This window comes from Flavobacterium sp. SORGH_AS_0622 (assembly GCF_030818825.1).
In the GTDB taxonomy this organism is placed as follows: domain Bacteria; phylum Bacteroidota; class Bacteroidia; order Flavobacteriales; family Flavobacteriaceae; genus Flavobacterium.
Window position 1 is genome coordinate 350,002 of the sequence record NZ_JAUTAX010000001.1, and the last position, 19,523, is coordinate 369,524.

At 32.7% G+C, this 19,523-nt stretch carries 17 protein-coding genes; 8 read left to right on the plus strand and 9 right to left on the minus strand.

The genetic code is table 11. From position 1 onward, the window contains the following. The first annotated feature begins 17 nt into the window (after positions 1–17). The 6 genes from xrtF (at position 18) to QE431_RS01590 (ending at position 4,775) form a co-directional block, all read left to right on the plus strand. Entirely contained in the window at positions 18–554 is a 537-nt protein-coding gene (xrtF, locus tag QE431_RS01565) for an exosortase family protein XrtF (RefSeq protein ID WP_307291959.1), read from the plus strand. After that, positions 544–990: an exosortase F system-associated protein gene (locus tag QE431_RS01570; protein WP_307291960.1), complete on the plus strand. Its 447-nt coding sequence runs from the start codon at positions 544–546 to the stop codon at positions 988–990. Before xrtF ends, QE431_RS01570 begins: the two co-directional genes overlap by 11 nt. A 47-nt stretch (positions 991–1,037) precedes the next feature. Continuing rightward, positions 1,038–1,436: a hypothetical protein gene (locus QE431_RS01575; RefSeq protein WP_057117617.1), complete on the plus strand. Its 399-nt coding sequence runs from the start codon at positions 1,038–1,040 to the stop codon at positions 1,434–1,436. A 117-nt stretch (positions 1,437–1,553) separates the two neighbouring features. Then, on the plus strand, positions 1,554–3,560 hold the full coding sequence (locus QE431_RS01580) for a TonB-dependent siderophore receptor (protein ID WP_307291963.1): 2,007 nt from the start codon (positions 1,554–1,556) through the stop codon (positions 3,558–3,560). A 59-nt stretch (positions 3,561–3,619) separates the two neighbouring features. Continuing rightward, a complete protein-coding gene (locus tag QE431_RS01585) occupies positions 3,620–3,961 on the plus strand; it encodes a heavy-metal-associated domain-containing protein (RefSeq protein ID WP_307291966.1) in 342 nt (113 codons plus the stop codon). A 133-nt stretch (positions 3,962–4,094) separates the two neighbouring features. Further along, entirely contained in the window at positions 4,095–4,775 is a 681-nt protein-coding gene (locus QE431_RS01590; protein ID WP_057117614.1) for a DedA family protein, read from the plus strand. Between the two features lie 280 nt (positions 4,776–5,055). Here the strand turns inward: QE431_RS01590 and rodA are convergent, their stop codons facing one another. From rodA to purH, 6 genes are all read right to left on the minus strand, one after another. Further along, positions 5,056–6,291 (minus strand): rod shape-determining protein RodA, encoded by a 1,236-nt coding sequence (rodA, locus tag QE431_RS01595; RefSeq protein ID WP_057117613.1) that lies wholly within the window; start codon positions 6,289–6,291, stop codon positions 5,056–5,058. 15 nt (positions 6,292–6,306) lie between these two features. Continuing rightward, positions 6,307–8,280, minus strand: a complete 1,974-nt coding sequence (mrdA, locus tag QE431_RS01600) for a penicillin-binding protein 2 (protein WP_057117612.1) — start codon at positions 8,278–8,280, stop codon at positions 6,307–6,309. Further along, entirely contained in the window at positions 8,277–8,783 is a 507-nt protein-coding gene (locus QE431_RS01605) for a hypothetical protein (protein WP_057117611.1), read from the minus strand. The genes mrdA and QE431_RS01605 overlap by 4 nt, the downstream gene beginning before the upstream one ends. Further along, positions 8,776–9,606 (minus strand): rod shape-determining protein MreC, encoded by an 831-nt coding sequence (mreC, locus tag QE431_RS01610; RefSeq protein WP_057117610.1) that lies wholly within the window; start codon positions 9,604–9,606, stop codon positions 8,776–8,778. The genes QE431_RS01605 and mreC overlap by 8 nt, the downstream gene beginning before the upstream one ends. A gap of 111 nt (positions 9,607–9,717) precedes the next feature. Next, the gene (locus QE431_RS01615) at positions 9,718–10,746 is read right to left on the minus strand and encodes a rod shape-determining protein (RefSeq protein ID WP_008466528.1); all 1,029 of its coding nucleotides are present in this window, start codon (positions 10,744–10,746) and stop codon (positions 9,718–9,720) included. Between the two features lie 54 nt (positions 10,747–10,800). Then, positions 10,801–12,327 (minus strand): bifunctional phosphoribosylaminoimidazolecarboxamide formyltransferase/IMP cyclohydrolase, encoded by a 1,527-nt coding sequence (gene purH / locus QE431_RS01620; RefSeq protein ID WP_307291977.1) that lies wholly within the window; start codon positions 12,325–12,327, stop codon positions 10,801–10,803. Between the two features lie 165 nt (positions 12,328–12,492). Here purH and QE431_RS01625 point away from each other — a divergent pair, with 165 nt between their 5' ends. Next, entirely contained in the window at positions 12,493–13,740 is a 1,248-nt protein-coding gene (locus QE431_RS01625) for an ABC transporter permease (RefSeq protein ID WP_134139181.1), read from the plus strand. A gap of 79 nt (positions 13,741–13,819) precedes the next feature. After that, complete coding sequence (locus tag QE431_RS01630) at positions 13,820–14,707, plus strand: cupin-like domain-containing protein (protein WP_057117607.1); 888 nt, start codon at positions 13,820–13,822, stop codon at positions 14,705–14,707. Between the two features lie 171 nt (positions 14,708–14,878). Here QE431_RS01630 and accD read toward each other — a convergent pair whose 3' ends face one another. From accD to QE431_RS01645, 3 genes are all read right to left on the minus strand, one after another. Then, positions 14,879–15,733 (minus strand): acetyl-CoA carboxylase, carboxyltransferase subunit beta, encoded by an 855-nt coding sequence (accD, locus tag QE431_RS01635; RefSeq protein WP_026728501.1) that lies wholly within the window; start codon positions 15,731–15,733, stop codon positions 14,879–14,881. 75 nt (positions 15,734–15,808) lie between these two features. Next, complete coding sequence (gene fbaA / locus QE431_RS01640) at positions 15,809–16,876, minus strand: class II fructose-bisphosphate aldolase (protein WP_035645669.1); 1,068 nt, start codon at positions 16,874–16,876, stop codon at positions 15,809–15,811. Positions 16,877–16,936: 60 nt separating this feature from the next. Continuing rightward, positions 16,937–19,510, minus strand: coding sequence for a BamA/TamA family outer membrane protein (locus QE431_RS01645; protein ID WP_307291984.1), 2,574 nt, complete (start codon positions 19,508–19,510; stop codon positions 16,937–16,939). Positions 19,511–19,523 lie beyond the last annotated feature (13 nt).

Below are 19,523 nucleotides of genomic sequence, written 5' to 3' on the forward strand. Positions count from 1 at the left end.
TTTGAAAAAAAAATCTCTTGAAAAAATATTTAGTTCAGTTTAAGCCTTTCTTGATTTTTGTAAGCATCTTTTTCTTGACCTATATTGTCTTGACTTTGCTTTATAAATTTTATTTAAATAGTTATGAAGCAGACGATTTAGATAGTATTACTATAGTTACAGGTAAAAATGCAGAGTTGTTGTTAAAGCTTTTTAATTATGATGTAATAATTCAAAAAAGCTCTCAAAATCCTTGGCAGGAGATTATAATGAATGGTGCTTATTTAGCTCGTATAACCGAAGGCTGCAACGCGGTAAGTGTAATGATTCTTTTTGTTTCATTTGTCGCAGCTTTTTCTGGAAAGTTTAAAAAAACATTCTTATTTATAATCTTAGGACTTATCTCTATTTATATTTTGAACGTAATTAGAATTGCTCTTTTAACGGTGCTGTTATTCTATTTCCCAAAACAAAACGCATTTCTTCATGGAGTTTTGTTTCCGTTAATTATTTACGGATATGTTTTTATTTTATGGATTTTTTGGATTAATAGATTTTCAAAATATGCTAAATAATTTAAAAGAAAATAAGTTTAAAATCTTCATAGCAATAGTTATTGTAGTATGCTTTGCATTAATAAGAGCATTTGAAACAAAATTGTTTTACGATCCGTTTTTGAACTATTTTAAAAATGACTTTCATAGTCAGCCTTATCCTCAAGTTGAAACTCCAAAGCTCTTTTTAGGACTTTTTTTTCGTTATTTATTAAATTCCATATTGTCTTTGATCTTGATTTACGCATTATTTAAAGATCGTGATATTTTAAAATTTAGTTTATTAATATATACCTTGTTTCTAGTCGTACTATTGGGAATGTTTTATGTAATTCTAGAATATTTTCCAGATGCAAGCTGGCTTCTTTTCTATGTAAGAAGATTCATAATCCAGCCTATTTTAGTGTTATTGTTTATTCCGGGATTCTATTATCAGCTTCAGAATTCAAAAAAATAACATTTCTTTTTGTTTTTTATCGATTGTTTTTTGAATAGCTTTGCAGTATGAATTTGAAAAAGTGTACAGGTCTATTTTTGGCGTTCCTTTTATTGGTTTCCAATATTGGGTTTGCTTTTGACGTGCACTATTGCGGAGGAAAAATTGCTTCCGTTTCATTAAATACAACAGTAGAGCCTGTTGTAGAAAAAAAATGCTGTGGTTCAAAAGAGAAAAAGAATTCTTGTTGTAAGGATAAACTAGTTCATTTTGAAAAAAAGTCAGACAATGCAACTTTTAAATTTTTCTTTTTCCAATTTGCATTTCCAGCTGTTATTCAAGACTACAAACCATTAGCTTTTTTAGCGCTTCCAAATTTTAAAAAGAAAGAAGTTCTTTCGTATTATTCTGATGCGAATGCGCCCCCCTTATTCAAATTATACCATCAGTATATTTTCTATTCCTGATTTTAATGTTAAGATGCACTGCAGGTCTTGATTAAGACTTTGCATTTACATTTTGATGGTTTTTGTTTTGAGCAAACATCAAACATGTAATTCTTTTCAACATTAAAATCATTTTTTATGCAAAAAAATATAATGCTTTTTATGGCGTTTTTGCTTTCTGTTGCTGCTTTTTCGCAAGAAGATTTAGAGGAAGTAAAAATTAATAAAAAGCAAAAAGGAATAAAAAAATCCTTCACAGTAACAGCCAATACATCTTTAATTACAAGTAAAGAGCTGCTTAAAGCCGCTTGTTGTAATCTGGCCGAAAGTTTCGAAACAAATCCATCCATAGATGTCAATTTTTCGGATGCCTTAACAGGAACCAAGCAAATTAAAATGCTCGGTTTAACAAGTCCTTATTTAATGATTACCGAAGAAAATATACCTTCTGTTAGGGGAGCTTCACAAGCATACGGTTTATCATTTACTCCAGGAACGTGGATCGAAAGCGTGCAAATCACTAAAGGAGCGGGGAGTGTTATTAATGGCTACGAAAGTATTTCAGGTCAAATTAATACTGAGCTTTTAAAACCTTTAAGCGATATTCCTTTTTTCCTGAATGCTTATGGTTCAACCGATTCTCGTTTTGAATTAAATACCCATTTCAACAAAAAACTTTCTGATAAATGGGCAACAAGTTTATTCGTTCACGGAAACACGCGTGTAGCCAAAAACGACATGAACAATGACGGATTTTTAGACAACCCGTTAGGAAAACAAATCAATGTTTTAAACCGTTATCAATATTACAATCCAGAAAGCGGTTTGGTTAGTTTTATCAATTTCAGATATATGAATGATAAAAAACAAACGGGAGAAGTTGATTTTGATAAAGACCGCGACAGAGCAACAACCAATCATTGGGGATCTGAAATTAATACAGAGCGTTTTGATGTTTCAACAAAAATAGGATATGTTTTTAAAGATATGCCTTATCAAAGTATTGGTTTTCAAAATGCATTCAACAGTCACAAACAAGATTCTTATTTTGGATTAAATCAATACGATATCAAACAGAATAGTTTTTATTCTAATTTGATTTTCAATTCCATCATAAACAATACAATGCACAAGTTTACGACTGGTTTGAATTTTACATACGATCAATATCAGGAATTTGTAAATGTTACCGATTACAGCCGAATTGATAACTCGGTTGGAGCATTCTTCGAATATACTTATGACAATACAGATAATTTTAGTTTGATTTTAGGAGGACGAGTAGATAATCATAATCGATTGGGATTTTTTGTTACTCCGAGATTACACATGCGATATAATCCTTGGAAAAATGGTGTTATTCGTTTTTCTGCAGGCAGAGGAAAACGTACAGCGAATATTTTTGCCGAAAACCAGCAGCTTTTTGCCAGCTCAAGAAATTTTTCGATCTTGGATTCAAGCGGAAAAGTATATGGACTAAACCCTGAAATTGCATGGAATTATGGTGTGAGTTTTTCACAGAAATTCCGTCTTTTCAATAAAAATGCAGATGCCGGTTTTGACTTTTATAGAACCGATTTTCAAAATCAAGCTGTGGTAGATTTAATGCAAAGTCCGCAGCAAGTGTTGTTTTATGATTTGAAAGGAAGCTCATTTGCCAATAGTTTGCAAGTGGAATTTAATTATGAGCTCATTCATAATTTAAATTTAAGAACAGCCTATAAATATTATGACATCCAAACCGATTATTTAAGGGGAACATTTCAGCGTCCGTTACAGGCAAAACATCGCTTCTTAGGAAATTTAGAGTATGAAACAACAATGGATGAAGACAAACAATGGAGGTTTGATTTTACCTATAATTGGTCTGGAAAGCAGCAATTGCCTTATACGGCTTCCAATCCTGAGGCAGATCAATTTCCAGATTTTTCGCCTTCATATGCTGTAATGAATGCCCAAGTAACTCGTGTTTTTTCTTCTGTTTTTGAAGTATACATTGGAGGAGAAAATATTGGAAACTATAGACAAGAAAAAGCAATTCTAGGTGCAGAGAATCCTTTTGGACCAAATTTTGATGCCTCTGTAGCATATGCTCCAATTTTTGGGCAAATGTATTACGCGGGTTTAAGATTTAAGATTAAATAAAATTTTAATCGCAATAACAATTTTAAAAATCAATATAACAATAATAAATAGTAAACAAAATGAATAAATTAGTTTTAATAGTAATGATATCTTTTTTAGGGTTTTCTGCGCAGGCACAAACTAAAAAGAATAAGAATTTAAAATACACCACAGAAGTAAACGGAAACTGTGAACAATGTAAGAAGAGAATAGAAAAAGCTGCTTATAGTGTTCCTGGAGTAAAAACTGCTAGCTGGGACATAAGTTCGCATCAGCTTTCAGTTATCTTAAACGAAGAAAAATCTTCTCCTTTAGATTTAAACAAGGCAGTCGCAAAAGCAGGTCATGATACTAAGGACGTTAAAGCTGAAACAGCAGATTATGACAATTTACACACTTGCTGCAAGTACGTAAGAGAATAATTATTTTTAAAGCCCAAGCGTTAGTTTGGGCTTTTTTTAATAGTTAATTTATGTTTAAAATACCGCATTTTATTGCGGTTACAGTAAATTATTGTTACTTTCACACACTTATAAAGATAACCAACTTCGTTTTATGAATAATTTTGATTGGACCCAGTTAATTAACCCTGAATTTTATATTACTTTAAGTGTCGGAGGTTTTCAGATTGGGTTGTTTATTGTGCTGTTTATAGTGTTTGCTGAAACAGGGCTTTTTGCAGGTTTTTTTCTGCCTGGAGATAGTTTGCTTTTTTTAGCAGGTATTTATAGCCGTGACTTGATTGAAAATGTTATGTTTATTCCTAACGATTTTTTAAACGTACTACTACTTGCGACTTTAGTGGGAATAATGGGAGTTTTAGGAAATATGACAGGTTATTGGTTTGGGGCCAAAAGTGGTTATTATTTATTTAAAAAAGAAGATTCATTCTGGTTTAAGAAAAAATATCTGCTTCAATCAAAAGATTTCTTCGAAAAGTATGGAGGAAAAGCCATTATCTACGCTAGATTTCTTCCTATTTTTAGAACGTTTGCGCCAATAGTTGCAGGAATTGTTTCGATGGATAAAAAGAAGTTTATGTTTTATAATATTTTGAGTTCTTTCCTTTGGTCTTTCATATTAATTTTTGCTGGACATTATTTGTACGGCATCTTTTTAAAACAAGGAATAGATTTGAAAAAACATATAGAATATATTATTATAATTATTGTAATCATATCAACATTCCCAGTGTTAATGAAGCTTTTGAAAAAGAGACCAGCAGAAAAGATATAATAAGAAATAAAAATAAAAAAGTCCGAAGCTTCAAAACTTCGGACTTTTTTATTTTCATATTTAATTTAGAAATAATTTCTATTTATATAAATGAATTCTATCTAGTATTTACTATAGTGCGGTTTCAACCGGATATAAGAAAACAACAAACACTTTTGATTATTAGAACGAACTTGTAAGTGTGGTTCTGTAAATGTTAGTGTTTCTTAAGAAGTTTTAAAATTTGTAGTTAACAATTAACAATTAACAATTAACAATTAACAATTAACAATTTTAAAACCTACCATTCATTTACTTTGTTAGCGTCCATTTTAAGAAAAATAAACAACAAAATGGTAAAACCCCAGAGTCCAGAACCTCCGTATGAAAAGAAGGGCAGAGGAACCCCAATTGTAGGGAATATTCCAATTACCATCGCAATATTTACAAAAAAATGTATAAAGAGAATACCTGCGACACAATATCCGTAGACTCGGCTGAATTTTGTTTTTTGTCTTTCAGCTAAATAAATTACTCTAAGCAATAATCCAACGAAAAGTGCAATTACGGTTAAAGAGCCTGCAAATCCCCATTCTTCACCAACTGTTGTAAAGATATAATCGGTATGTTGTTCGGGTACAAATCCGCCTTTGGTTTGTGTTCCTTCCAAGAAACCTTTTCCAATCCATCCCCCAGATCCGATTGCAATTTCAGACTGATTGGTATTATATCCAATACCTTTCATATCGACGCTTTTACCTAATAAAATATTGAAACGGTCTCTATGGTGTTGTTTAAAAACGTTATCAAAAACGTAATCAACAGAAAAGACAAAACCAGAGATTAAAGCTAATAATATAGCGCTCAAAATTATATTGCGGTCAACAGCCCTGCCTTTGAAATGGATAATAGCTAATACAACAAACGCAATTATGACAACTACATAAGGTTCTAATACTAATGTAAGAACAAAGAGAACAATAGTAATAAAAGCGGTCCAGACATACCAAGAAGGTAGACCTTCTCTATATAACACAAGGATAAAAACACTGTAAATTAAAGCACTTCCAGGATCTGGCTGTGGTAAAATAAGTATTACAGGTAATAACATAATAGCTAATGCCTGAATCTGTCTGTTGGTTTCTTTTAAATTAATTTGAGTGTCACTCAGGTATTTAGCCAGCGCCAATGAAGTTGCGGCTTTTGCAAATTCTGAAGGCTGTAAAGTAAAACTTCCTATGGCATACCAGCATCGCTGACCTGCAATCGTTTTTCCGAAAAGAAATAGGCCCGCAAGAGATAAGAGAGAAACTCCAAAGATAATACTGGCATATTTTTCATAAAACTTACCATCAACAAAAAGAACTATAAATATCAAAGGAATAGTACAGCAGATAAAAATAAGCTGTTTTTGATAAGTTCCGTCAGTTGACAATAATGAAGACGAATAAATATTCAGCCAACCTAAAGTTACCAGCGCAATGTAGATAAAGACACTTATCCAATCGATATTATTTTTTACACTTTGATTTTTCATTTGAAATAATCTTTCTTAGTTTTTCTTAGTAGTGTCTACTGCTGTTTTCTTAACTTCAGTGGTTGGTGCTGTTGCGACTGGTGCTTTTGGTTTTACAATTTTGGCTTGTAAAACAGAATCTTTTGGTACAGATTCTATTTTAAGAGCCTCTCCTAATCCGCCCAATTTAGCATATTCAGAAAGCAAACTTTTGTTTAATACTCTTACTTCCAAATCAGTTCTCGTAATTTTTTTTCTAAGATATTTTTCAATCATTAAACTCGCGATAGGTCCAGCTACAGTTGCTCCAAAACCTCCGTTTTCAATCATAACTGCAATTGCAATTTTCGGATTGTCTTTTGGTGCAAAAGCCACAAAAATAGAGTGATCTTTAAGCTTTTCTCTTTTACCGTTTATTTTTGCATAATTCTCAGCTGTTCCAGTTTTTCCGCAAATATCAATTCCTTCTACTCTAAGAGCATATGCGGTACCTTTATTGTAAACATCAAATAATCCGCTGATAACTGGCGGAAAATATTTCTGATCAATAGTTGTAACATGCTTTGTGGTAAACTTTTCGTCAATTTTTTCTCCTTCAATCTTTTTAATGATATGAGGAGTATAATAATAACCCTGATTTGCAACAGTTGCCATCATATTGGCTAATTGAATCGGAGTCATCAAAACTTCACCCTGACCAATTGCATTAGATACAATGGTGGAACTTCTCCATCCTCCGTTAGGGTAAATTCGTTTATATGTTTTAGAGGTCGGAATATTTCCTTTTTTGCCAGTTGGTAAATCATAACCCATAAATTGTCCTAAACCAAAACTTCTTACGTGATCACTCCAAACATCTACAGCCTTGCCAGGATCAGAATACTTGTTAATTGTTAACATGTATGCCTGACCAAAATAAGTATTACAAGAATTGTAAATTCCATTATGCAGTTGATGAGGTCCAAAACCGTGACATTTCATGAATCGGCCTCCTCCATAACTAAATCCGTGATGACACATAAAAGTGGTTTGCTCATTAACTACACCTTCTTGAAGTGCAACTAATCCAGTAAGAATTTTAAATGGAGAACCTGGCGGATACTCTGCTAAAAGTCCTCTGTCGTATAACGGTTTCGCGATAGAATCACGATATAAAAGCGTATAATTTTTAGATCTCTGACGTCCTACTAAAATACCTGGATCGTAAGAAGGAGCGGTGACAAGCGCTAAGATTTCACCAGATTTGGGCTCAAGGGCAACAATTCCTCCTCGCTTATTGATCATTAATTCTTCACCATATTTTTGAAGTTCAGCATCAATAGTCAAGTTGATATCTTCTCCGGCAACGGCAATCGTATCGTACTTTCCTTCTTTATAAGGACCAATTTCTCGGTTGTATTTATCTTTTTGAATGTATTTTACACCTTTTATACCACGTAAAATTTCTTCGTAACTTTCTTCTACACCTTGTTTTCCAATTAAATCACCACTGTTATAGTACGGATTCTTGGCAATTAATTTCTCATTAACTTGTGTGATAAAACCAAAAATATTTGCACCATAATCTACTTCATAATCACGTAAAGATCTTTTTTGGAAATAAAAGCCTTCATACTTTCTGATTTTTTCTTGAAAAGCAGCAAATTCAGTTTTATTTAATTGTGATAGAAAAACAGAAGGAAGTCTAGGACTGTATACTTTTGCCTTTTCAATACGTTTATGATATTCTTCTTGAGTAATATTTAGAAGGTTACAAAATTCAGCAATATTAAGGTCTTTCTTTACTTCTCTAGGAATTACCATAATATCATACGAAGCCTGATTAGCCACAAGAAGTTTTCCATTTCGATCGTAAATGTAACCTCGCTCAGGGTAATCATAAACTTTTTTTATCGCATTATTTTCTGATTTCAATTTAAAAGAATCGTCAATAATCTGCAGATAAAATATCCTAATCACTAGCAAAGATGCTGCAATAATAATTATAGTGGGCAGCAGAACTTTTCTCATCGTTTATTGGGCTTAATAAGATAAATTATTATTATTGAGGTGATTATAGTAAAGATAGAGCTAAATAAGGTTCGGAGTAAAATGTCCCAGATAAATTTAAACTGAAATGCTTCGAGAACAAATAATACAATGTGGTGTATTAAAACCGAAACCAAAATAAATGAAAAACGCTCTGGAGTTAGAGATTCATTTAGTTTTATAGTTTGATATTCATAACTAAGTCCGAATGAAAATTTGAAGATATAAGGCCTGTAGTAGGCTAGAATTACACAAGCAGTTGCATGTATTCCACCAGAATTACAAAACATATCCATTGTTATTCCTAGTAAGAAACTAGAAAGAATTAAACCAGCTTTATTGCTGTTTACAGGATACAAAATAATGTACAAGATATACGGAAAAGGACTTATGTATCCTAAGAAATTCATATTGTTGAATATAACAATCTGAATTGCCAGCAGCATAATAAATCGAAAAATATTTACCAACAAAGCGCTATTCATCTTTTTCTTTGCTTTTGTTTTCTAAATTAATAAGTTCTTCTCTGTCCTTACTCTTGATAATATAAACGTGTCCAAGATTTGTCATATCATTAAATAGCTTAACATTTATGACATAATAACTTGTATTCTTTTTGATGTATATTTTATCTACCGTACCAATATTGATTCCTTCTGGGAAAATCACAGATTGACCTCCAGTTACAATAGTATCGCCTTTTCTAATAGAAGCTAGTCTAGGAACATCTTCTAATTGCACAAATCCTGTACTTTTTCCATCCCAAGTTAATGAACCAAAATGATTTGATTTTTTGATTTTAGCATTAATCTGCGATTTCATGTTTAAAATACTCACAACAGTAGAATACCTTGGCGAAGTATTATCAACAACCCCAATAATTCCTAAGCTGTTAATAACACCCATATCTTGTTTAATCCCTTCATTGCTTCCAGCATTTAAGGTGATGTAATTTTCATGTGTATTATAAGAGTTGTGAATTACTTTTGATACGATTATGTCAGCAGGTTTTACGCCTTTGATACTGTCAGGTAAAGGTAATTTTGTAGTGTCTTCCTTGTTGAATAAAAGACTTTTTAATCTTGCGTTCTCAAGTACAAGTTCGTCGTTTTCAGCTCTTAAATTCAAATATTCATTTACACGATTTATTTTTTCATAAACACCGCCGCTTAAAAAATTAGCAGAACTGATTACCTTGCTTCTGTGATAAGAATGAGATTGAATTGTGAGTCCTAACGAAATACCTAAAAGCAGCAAAAACAGCAATCGATTACTGTTTCTTATAATGAAATTAAAAATTTGCTGCATTTCTTGTTTGGTTATTTTGTTTCAGGATATGCTTTATGGTTTCAGATTTTATAAGGATCAAATATTAAAAATTTGACCCTTATAAAAGTAAATTGATTGTTATTTTGAATCTTATTTGATTAAGATACTTTTAAATTTTGCAATATTTTTAAGTGCCATTCCTGTACCGCGAACAACAGCTCTTAAAGGATCTTCTGCAATGTAAACAGGTAAATCTGTTTTTTGAGAAATACGTTTGTCAAGACCTCTCAACATAGATCCACCACCCGCTAAATAGATACCAGTATTATAAATATCGGCAGCTAACTCAGGAGGAGTTTGAGATAATGTTTCCATTACTGCATCCTCGATACGTTGAATAGATTTGTCTAAAGCTTTTGCAATTTCACGGTAAGAAACATCTACTTGTTTCGGTTTACCAGTAAGTAAATCTCTACCTTGAACAGACATGTCTTCTGGCGGACCATCTAAATCTTCGATTGCAGCTCCAATTTGAATTTTTATTTTTTCAGCAGTACTTTCTCCAACAAAAAGGTTATGTTGTGTACGCATGTAATAAACAATATCATTTGTGAAAACGTCACCTGCAATTTTTACAGATTTATCACATACAATACCACCTAAAGCAATTACAGCGATTTCTGTTGTACCGCCCCCAATATCAACAATCATGTTTCCTTTTGGCTGCATGATGTCAATTCCAATACCGATTGCAGCGGCCATTGGTTCGTGAATCAAGTAAACTTCTTTTCCGTTTACGCGCTCACAAGATTCTTTTACTGCACGCATTTCAACCTCAGTAATTCCAGAAGGAATACAAACTACCATTCTTAATGCTGGTGTAAACATTCGCTTTTTTAACGCAGGAATACTTTTAATGAACATATTGATCATTTTTTCTGACGCGTCAAAATCTGCAATTACACCATCTTTTAAAGGCCTTATGGTCTTGATGTTTTCATGCGTTTTACCTTGCATCATGTTGGCTTCTTTACCAACAGCGATGATTTTGCCTGATACTCTATCACGTGCTACGATAGAGGGGCTGTCAATAACAACTTTATCATTATGAATGATTAAAGTGTTTGCGGTACCAAGGTCTATTGCAATATCCTCAGTCATGAAATCAAAAAATCCCATAAGTTTTTTAGGGGTTTAAAATGTTATAAATTATTTTGAACAAAGTTAAACAAATTAATGTTTAAAATGACGAGTTCCTGTAAATACCATTGCAAGATTATTTTCGTTGCAATAATTTATGCTTAATTCGTCTTTTATCGAACCTCCTGGCTGAATTACTGCTGTAATTCCTGCTTTTTTGGCTAATTCTACACAATCCGGAAATGGGAAAAATGCATCACTCGCCATCGAAGCTCCATTTAAATCAAATCCAAAAACTTTTGCTTTATCAACAGCTTGTATTAAGGCATCAACTCTTGAAGTCTGACCTGTACCTGATGAAATCAATGTTCCATTCTTAGCAAAAACAATTGTGTTTGATTTTGTATTCTTGCAGATTTTAGAAGCAAAGATCAAATCTTCGATCTCCTGAGCAGTAGGTTCTGTTATAGTAACGGTTTTTAAATGCTCTTTATTATCCGTAATATTATTTCTATCCTGAATTAACAATCCATTAAGACAAGTTCTTACTTGGCGAGATGGTAATTCAACATCATTTTGAACTAATATAATTCTGTTTTTCTTTTCTTGTAAAACAGCAACAGCTTCATCATCATACGCTGGAGCAATAACTACCTCGCAGAATAATTTGTTGATTTCCTGAGCTGTAGCTAAGTCAATTTTAGTATTTGAGATTAATACACCTCCAAAAGCAGATGTAGGATCGCAAGCTAAAGCTGCCAAATAAGCTTCGCTGATTGTTTTTCTTGACGCTAAACCGCAAGCATTGTTATGTTTTAAAATTGCGAACGTTGGTCCGTCAGTTTTAAATTCAGCAATTAAATTTACTGCAGCATCAACATCAAGTAAGTTGTTGTATGATAATTCTTTTCCGTGAAGTTTGCTGAACATTGCGTCAAAATCTCCAAAGAAAAATCCTTTTTGGTGAGGGTTTTCACCATATCTTAAAACTTGACCGTTTGCAATACTTTCTTTGTAAATAGTCTCGTCTGTGTTGAAATAATTGAAAATAGCTCCGTCATAATGAGAAGAAACATGGAACGCTTTAGTGGCAAACAATCTTCTGTTTTCAAGAGTTGTTGCTCCGTCTTGTTCTGTAATTAAATCTAAAAGCAAACTGTATTCATTCACAGAAGCTACAATTACAGTGTCTTTGAAATTTTTTGCACCAGCACGAATTAATGAAATTCCGCCAATATCAATTTTTTCAATAATATCTTGTTCGCTTGCACCAGAAGCAACTGTTTTTTCAAAAGGATACAAATCAACGATAACTAAATCGATTTGAGGAATATCAAATTCCTTCATTTGTTGTACATCACTTTCATTATCCTGACGATTCAAGATACCACCGAAAATTTTTGGATGTAAAGTTTTAACTCTTCCTCCAAGAATTTCAGGAAAAGATGTAATGTCTTCAACAGGAACTACAGGAATTCCAAGGTTTTTGATAAAATCTTCAGTTCCTCCAGTAGAATAAAGTGTAACATTTTGTTCGTGTAATTTTCTAACGATTGGTTCTAATCCATCTTTCGAAAAAACAGAAATTAATGCCGATTGTATTTTTTTAGTTGTGCTCATTTTGTAGTTATGATTTTGAGACTGCAAAAGTAGTTTTTTTATATATTATATTAAAAAAAATTAGTGTAACAAAATGCTAAAAAAATCTACTGATGAGTAAGTTAACTTTTATTAGGTTTTTGATTTTAAATTATTGAATTTTACTTTATTGAAAAATACTAAAATATGCTTGTTTATTTAAGATTATTAAAAGAAAGTCTGAGCTTTGCTATTAACGCTTTGCGAAATAATAAATTACGTACTTTGTTGTCGCTCTTAGGTGTTACAATTGGTATTTTTTCAATTATTGCTGTTTTGGCTGCCGTTGACTCTTTAGATAAAAAAATCTCTAAAGATTTGAGCAGCTTAGATAAAAATACGATTTATTTAATGAAATTCTGCTTTGGGCCATCTGAAATTCCACAATGGAAAAGAGAACAGTTTCCAAATGTAAAGTATGATGAGTATATTGGGTTGAAAAATTCTATGAACGATACTGATCAAGTAGGATATCAGCTTTTTGTCAATAGAGAAAGTTTAAAATACGATTCTAAAACGGTTAGTGATGTAAATATTGTTCCATCGTCAAGCGAAATGGTTAACATTGATGGATTAAGTTTCGATAAAGGTAGATTTTATAACGAATCTGAATCTAATTCTGGAACAGCAGTTATTGTTCTTGGATATGATATTGCTGAAGGACTTTTTGGTTCAAGTGATCCAATCGGGAAAAATATCCGTTTGTACGGACAGCGATTTACCGTCATTGGTGTAATGGCAAAACAAGGTGCAGGTTTTTTTGGAGATAGTAATGATACTTCGGTTTATCTTCCAGCCAATTTTTTACGCAGAATGTACGGGGACACTGATGCCATGACACCAGTAATTATTTTAAAACCAGTTAAAGGAGTAGACATGGAAGCTTATAAAGCTCAAATAGCTCAAAAACTCCGAGCTATTCGTGGAATGAAAGCGGGAGAAATGGATAATTTCTTTATTAATGTACTTTCTGGATTTACTGATTTTATTGATGGGATTCTAGGACAAATGAATGTTGTTGGATGGATAATCAGTGGATTTTCGCTTTTGGTTGGTGGTTTCGGAATTGCTAATATTATGTTTGTTTCTGTTAAAGAAAGGACAAACCTTATCGGAATTCAGAAATCATTAGGAGCAAAAAATAAATTTATCTTATTCCAGTTTTTATTTGAAGCTGTAATTTTATCAGTTATAGGCGGAATCATTGGACTTCTTATGGTTTGGGGAATTGCTTTAGTCTTAACTAAATTACTTGACTTTGAATTTGTTTTGAGTTTAGGAAATATTCTTTTAGGAACTGGTTTAGCGGCATTTATCGGTTTAATTTCGGGAATTTTACCTGCTATTTCTGCAGCAAATCTAGATCCGGTAGAAGCTATTCGAACTGGAATGTAGTTATTGTGTGTATTTGCTTCTTAAATTTTAAAACTAGAATAATTGTTGTGGTGGTGTAGATAATTTAAATCGGAAAACAATGAGCTTTATCCTAAAAAATGTTGATACAGTTGAATCTATTTCTAGAGAAGATTTTAAAAAGAATTATCTAGATAAAAGAAAGCCTCTTATAATAAAAGGATTAACCAAAGATTGGCCTGCACGAGAAAAATGGTCTACGGATTATTTTAAAGAAATTGCAGGAGATATTGAAGTAAAGCTAGTTGATAATTCTAAGGCAGATCCTGCAAAAGTAATTAATGCTTCTATTGCCAGTATGAAATTTGGTGAATATCTCGATTTAATAAAAAGGGAGCCGACTCAATTACGTATTTTTTTCTTCAATCTTTTTAAACACAGGCCTGAATTAATTAATGATGTAAAAATTCCCAAAGAATTAATGGGTGGTTTTATAGAAAGTATGCCTGCCATGTTTTTTGGAGGATCGAAGGCGATTACTTTCCTGCATTACGATATTGATCTACCACATCTCTTTCACACACATTTTGGTGGCAGAAAACATATAATCTTGTTCGATAATAAATGGAAAAAGAGGCTCTATTGTGTGCCAAATACTACTTATGCTTTAGAAGATTATGATGTTGCCAATCCAGATTTTGAAAAATTTCCGGCACTAAAAGGAGTAGAAGGCTATGAGGTTTTCCTGGAACATGGAGATACTTTATTTATGCCAACCGGAATGTGGCACTGGATGCGCTACATAGACGGCTCTTTCTCGCTAAGTCTTCGTGCGTGGGATAGATCAATAACTCGAAAAATGGGAAGCGTTTGGAGCTTATTTATGCATGGTGCAGTCGATAGCGCCATAAAAGTAGTTTTTAGAGAACGCTATGCAATTTGGCGTGAGAAACTAGCTTTTAAAATTGCTGATAGGGAATTGAAAAAGGATTTGAAAAAAGCGGGATGATTTAATTTTTTTGTTTTTTCAAAGAAGAAGGATTTTAGGATTGCTATTCAATGTCATGTTTATGGTGAATTTATTCAGTAAAAAAGTTCTGTAGGAACGACACATCGGTAGATATAAAAAAATCCCAAGAAGCAATTTCTTGGGATTTTTCTATTTTGAATAGTTCAAAAACTATCTAATATCATTGTTTTGAATCAAATCGATATATAAGTTGATCTTATCTTTCAATTCTTTTCTTGGCGTGATAAAGTCTAAGAAACCGTGCTCTAAAAGAAACTCAGCAGTTTGGAAACCTTCTGGTAAATCTTTTCCAGTAGTATCACGAACAACACGTGGGCCAGCAAAGCCAATCAAAGCGCCTGGTTCAGAGATATTAATGTCTCCTAACATAGCGTAAGATGCAGTTGTTCCTCCAGTTGTTGGATCTGTACAAAGAGAGATATAAGGTAATTTAGCTTCAGCTAATTGAGCTAGTTTTACAGAAGTTTTAGCTAATTGCATTAAAGAATAAGCAGCTTCCATCATACGAGCTCCACCAGATTTAGAAATCATTACAAAAGGCAGTTTGTTTTTGATCGCGTGATCAATACCTCTTGCGATTTTTTCACCTACAACTGCTCCCATAGATCCGCCAATAAAGGCAAAATCCATACAGCAAATTACAAGTTCTCTTCCTTTAGATTTTCCTACTCCCGTACGTACAGCGTCTTTAAGATGAGTTTTTTCCATTACATCTTTTAATCTCTCTGCATATTTTTTTGTATCCACAAAATGCAAAGGATCTTTTGATGTCATGTTTTTATCTAACTCAACAAATTCGTTGTTGTCGAATAAAATTTCAAAATAGGTTGCGCTTCCAATTCGAACGTGAAAATCATCTTCAGGGCTTACGAATAAGTTACGAGCTAATTCGTCAGCATCAATAATTTTTCCAGTAGGAGATTTGTACCACAATCCTTTCGGAACGTCCATCTTATCTTCTGTAGCGGTCGTAATCCCTTTTTCTTGTCTTTTAAACCAAGCCATATTGAATGTTTTTTTTGTTTCAGGTTTAAAGTTTAAAGTTGCTAAACCTGAAACCTGAAACTTTAAACTTTTTTATTATAGTGTATTCACATTATTTAAATCAGCAAAAGCTTGTTCAAGTCTTGCGTTGAATGTTACTTCGCTTTCACGAACCCATCTTCTTGGGTCATAATATTTTTTGTTAGGAGCATCAGCACCTTCTGGGTTTCCAATTTGAGATTTTAAATAGTCAAGATTTTTAACCATATAATCACGGATTCCTTCAGTGTATGCAAACTGTAAATCTGTATCGATGTTCATTTTGATAACTCCGTAGCTAATTCCTTCTCTAATTTCTTCAAGTGTAGAACCTGAACCTCCGTGGAAAACGAAATCTACTGGGTTGTGTCCAGTATTGAATTTGTTTTGTACGAAATCTTGAGAATTTTTTAAGATTTTTGGAGTTAATTTTACGTTTCCTGGTTTGTAAACACCGTGAACGTTTCCAAAAGCAGCAGCAATTGTAAATTTAGGACTTACTTTAGATAATTCTTCGTAAGCATAAGCTACTTCTTCTGGTTGTGTATATAATTTTGAGCTGTCAACATCAGAGTTGTCTACACCATCTTCTTCTCCACCTGTAATACCAAGTTCGATTTCCAATGTCATGCCCATTTTGCTCATTCTAGCTAAATATTCTTTACAGATCTCAATATTTTCTTCGATTGGCTCCTCAGACAAATCGATCATATGAGAACTGAATAATGGTTTTCCTGTTTCTGCAAAGTGTTTTTCAGAAGCATCTAATAAACCATCGATCCAAGGCAATAATTTTTTTGCACAGTGGTCAGTATGTAAAATTACAGTTGCACCATAAGCTTCTGCTAAAGTGTGAATGTGTTTTGCTCCAGCGATACCACCAGCGATTGCTGCTTTTTCGCCTGCATTTGATAATCCTTTTCCAGCGTTGAATTGTGCTCCTCCGTTAGAAAATTGAATGATAACCGGTGCATTTAATTTTGCTGCAGTTTCTAGAACTCCATTAATTGTACTAGATCCTGTAACGTTTACTGCAGGTAAAGCAAATCCTTTTTCTTTCGCATAATTAAAAATCTCCTGAACTTGATCTCCTGTAGCTACTCCGGGTTTAATATTGTGTGCCATTGTAATTTTTTTTATAGTTGTTTTTAGTTTTTAGGTTGCAAAAATAAGAATTAATTAGCATTAGAACGGATAATTTATACCAAAATTTAAAACCGAGTGTCCAAAATTATATTCTTTAAACCATCGATCTCCCTTCTCATGTGCCGGATTATAAGTCTTAAAGCCTAAATCTAAACGAATAACAAAAAAGCTTAAATCGTATCTTAAACCAAATCCTGTACCTAAAGCAATTTCTTCTAAATCGTTTAAGTTGTCAAATTTTGCTTTCTCATCAGTAACATTATCGAGCACATTCCAGATATTTCCAGCATCTGCAAAGATCGCTCCCTTTACATCTCCGGCAATTTTGAAACGAAATTCTGCACTCATTGCAATTTTCATATTCGCCTCATTAAAGTCGTTTACAGCATTTGTGCTTCCAGGTCCTAAAGCATAAGGCTGCCATGCACGGTTGTCATTTGAACCTCCGCCATAATAACTTCGTGAAAATGGAATATAATTTGAATTTCCAAACGGAATGGCAATTCCGAAAAAGCTTCTTACGGCAAGCACTTTTTCTTTTCCGAAATCCCAGTGTTTAATGTAGTCAAATTCGGTTTTGATATACTCTGAGTATTCTAAGTTGAATATCTCATAATTACCTCTCGTGTTTTTAGGAAGATTTCCAAGGCTTGAAATCGCAGATAATAATGTTCCTGCCGATTCTATTTTTGTTCTAAATTGATAGAAGTTATTATCTGCTAAATCTTTTTTGGTTGTTTTAGTGAAAGAATAACTTGTAGCCAAAATAAAATCATTTTCTGTTAGCCTAATGCGGCGCTCTTCAATACTTTGTACCTCTTTATATTCCGGATTTCCAGGCAGCAAAGCTGTTTGATTGGTTAAAACGTCATTGGTAAAACCTGTAGTTCCATTAGGTATCGTTAGGTCTTTTCTATTTTGCTCTTCTGTTGTTTCTCCCCAGTTAAGCGGATTAATATTGTAATCTTTTCCAATATTATTCAAATCATTATAAGAAGATGTATAGACATTAAAATAATTGCCAGGATTTAAATTACGAACAAACTGTGCATTCAATAATTCTAATTTTGCAGTGTTATGACGTTTTGGCGACCAATTATAAGCAATACCTCCAGTAAAATTCTCTTTATCTAAACCAATATTCCGCTGTTTTGAAAAACCAGAAGTAATAGAGGTCGACGGAATCATACTTTTAGGAATGATTTTTTCAGTTCCAAAAGGCAGTAATATTCTCGGAAAGTTTAATTTCAGGTCCAAACCATATTCGGAAACATTGAAGAAATTGTTATTCGGATTTGCCATATCTCTTGAAGAACCAATATTTAAACGGGCAGAAATTTCTAAGGTTTCGGCACGATTAAATACATTTCGGATGGTTTCAGAAACACTTGCTCCAATTCCAAAATCTTGAATGTTAGAATGCGTTACGTCGAAAGTTGCTCCAAAACTATATTTTTTTCTAGGCGTTAAATAAACATTAGCTATAAGAGATTGAGCAGTAGAATCTCTTTTGTCTACTTCATATTGTATAGAAGGATAATTAAAGATCTTTAAATTGTTTAAATAACGAGAAGAAAGGGTAGTTCTAAAATCTGCAAAAGTACTTCCTTTGGTTATAAAAATAGCATCAGTTATGGCACGAGGCTTGTACTTAAGTTTGTTGTAACTGTAAAGATTGAAATTATTGTATGTTGTGCTGTCGGTTGGTTTTTTCTTTGAATTTGCGGCAGAATAATCGGTGTAAATATTAACGTCGCTAATAGTGTATAGTTTGAAAGGTTCAGTACGGCTTGAATCTCTTCCTTGAATAACATTATTAGTAATATTTAAAGTAACATCAGCTTTATTCTTTTTGCCAATGGTATCAATATCAAAAGTTACGTAAGTGGGCTGAAAGTAATATGCACCATGATTCCTGAAATATGTTGTAATACGATTTTTTTCATCTTCAAAATCTGTAGTTTTGTATTGATTGCCAGATTTTAACAAAGAAGGTTCATTATTTGTTTTGTATAATGAATCTAGCGCAGGTGTCAATATATTACTTTTGATTGTATCCAGCTTATAAGCAGGACCAGTAGTGATGTTATAATTAATTGCGGCTCTTTTTCGTCCAACTGTATCAATAGTATAATCAGTCTTCACATTAAAATAACCATTATTGAAATAATAGAATTTCAAACGAAGCAATGATTTTTTAGTTTTAGAAGTATCAATAATTACAGGAGGTTCGCCAGTATTTTTTAAAAACTCATGAATTCCTTTGTAATAAAAAGACTGTCCCAGACGATCTACTTGTTTTGCAGATAATATTTTAGACATACGCTCATATTTGCCAGGATTGTTTTTGAATTTTGCCTGGTAAGTTGAGTCTGGATTTAAATTGGCTAAATTGTATAAATTCAATCGAAGTTTGTAACCCAATAGTTTACCATTAGGCTTTTGATACATTTGATTTGTGGCAATTTCGTCGTTTGAAGATTTGCCATTTACTATAATATTGTTTTTTACAAGAAGGTTTTTTCCATCGGGAACTCTTTTTACGGCATTACAAGCGCAAATAAGTATTGCAATTAGAAGAAATGCTATTATTTTTGTGGAATTATTTTTCAAGTGTTTTTTAATA

Bases quoted from the DNA above. Each gene is read 5' to 3' on its own strand.
- QE431_RS01570 (WP_307291960.1), top strand. From the start codon at position 544: ATGCTAAATAATTTAAAAGAAAATAAGTTTAAAATCTTCATAGCAATA.
- QE431_RS01575 (WP_057117617.1), top strand. From the start codon at position 1,038: ATGAATTTGAAAAAGTGTACAGGTCTATTTTTGGCGTTCCTTTTATTG.
- QE431_RS01580 (WP_307291963.1), top strand. From the start codon at position 1,554: ATGCAAAAAAATATAATGCTTTTTATGGCGTTTTTGCTTTCTGTTGCT.
- QE431_RS01585 (WP_307291966.1), top strand. From the start codon at position 3,620: ATGAATAAATTAGTTTTAATAGTAATGATATCTTTTTTAGGGTTTTCT.
- QE431_RS01590 (WP_057117614.1), top strand. From the start codon at position 4,095: ATGAATAATTTTGATTGGACCCAGTTAATTAACCCTGAATTTTATATT.
- rodA (WP_057117613.1), bottom strand. From the start codon at position 6,291: ATGAAAAATCAAAGTGTAAAAAATAATATCGATTGGATAAGTGTCTTT.
- mrdA (WP_057117612.1), bottom strand. From the start codon at position 8,280: ATGAGAAAAGTTCTGCTGCCCACTATAATTATTATTGCAGCATCTTTG.
- QE431_RS01605 (WP_057117611.1), bottom strand. From the start codon at position 8,783: ATGAATAGCGCTTTGTTGGTAAATATTTTTCGATTTATTATGCTGCTG.
- mreC (WP_057117610.1), bottom strand. From the start codon at position 9,606: ATGCAGCAAATTTTTAATTTCATTATAAGAAACAGTAATCGATTGCTG.
- QE431_RS01615 (WP_008466528.1), bottom strand. From the start codon at position 10,746: ATGGGATTTTTTGATTTCATGACTGAGGATATTGCAATAGACCTTGGT.
- purH (WP_307291977.1), bottom strand. From the start codon at position 12,327: ATGAGCACAACTAAAAAAATACAATCGGCATTAATTTCTGTTTTTTCG.
- QE431_RS01625 (WP_134139181.1), top strand. From the start codon at position 12,493: ATGCTTGTTTATTTAAGATTATTAAAAGAAAGTCTGAGCTTTGCTATT.
- QE431_RS01630 (WP_057117607.1), top strand. From the start codon at position 13,820: ATGAGCTTTATCCTAAAAAATGTTGATACAGTTGAATCTATTTCTAGA.
- accD (WP_026728501.1), bottom strand. From the start codon at position 15,733: ATGGCTTGGTTTAAAAGACAAGAAAAAGGGATTACGACCGCTACAGAA.
- fbaA (WP_035645669.1), bottom strand. From the start codon at position 16,876: ATGGCACACAATATTAAACCCGGAGTAGCTACAGGAGATCAAGTTCAG.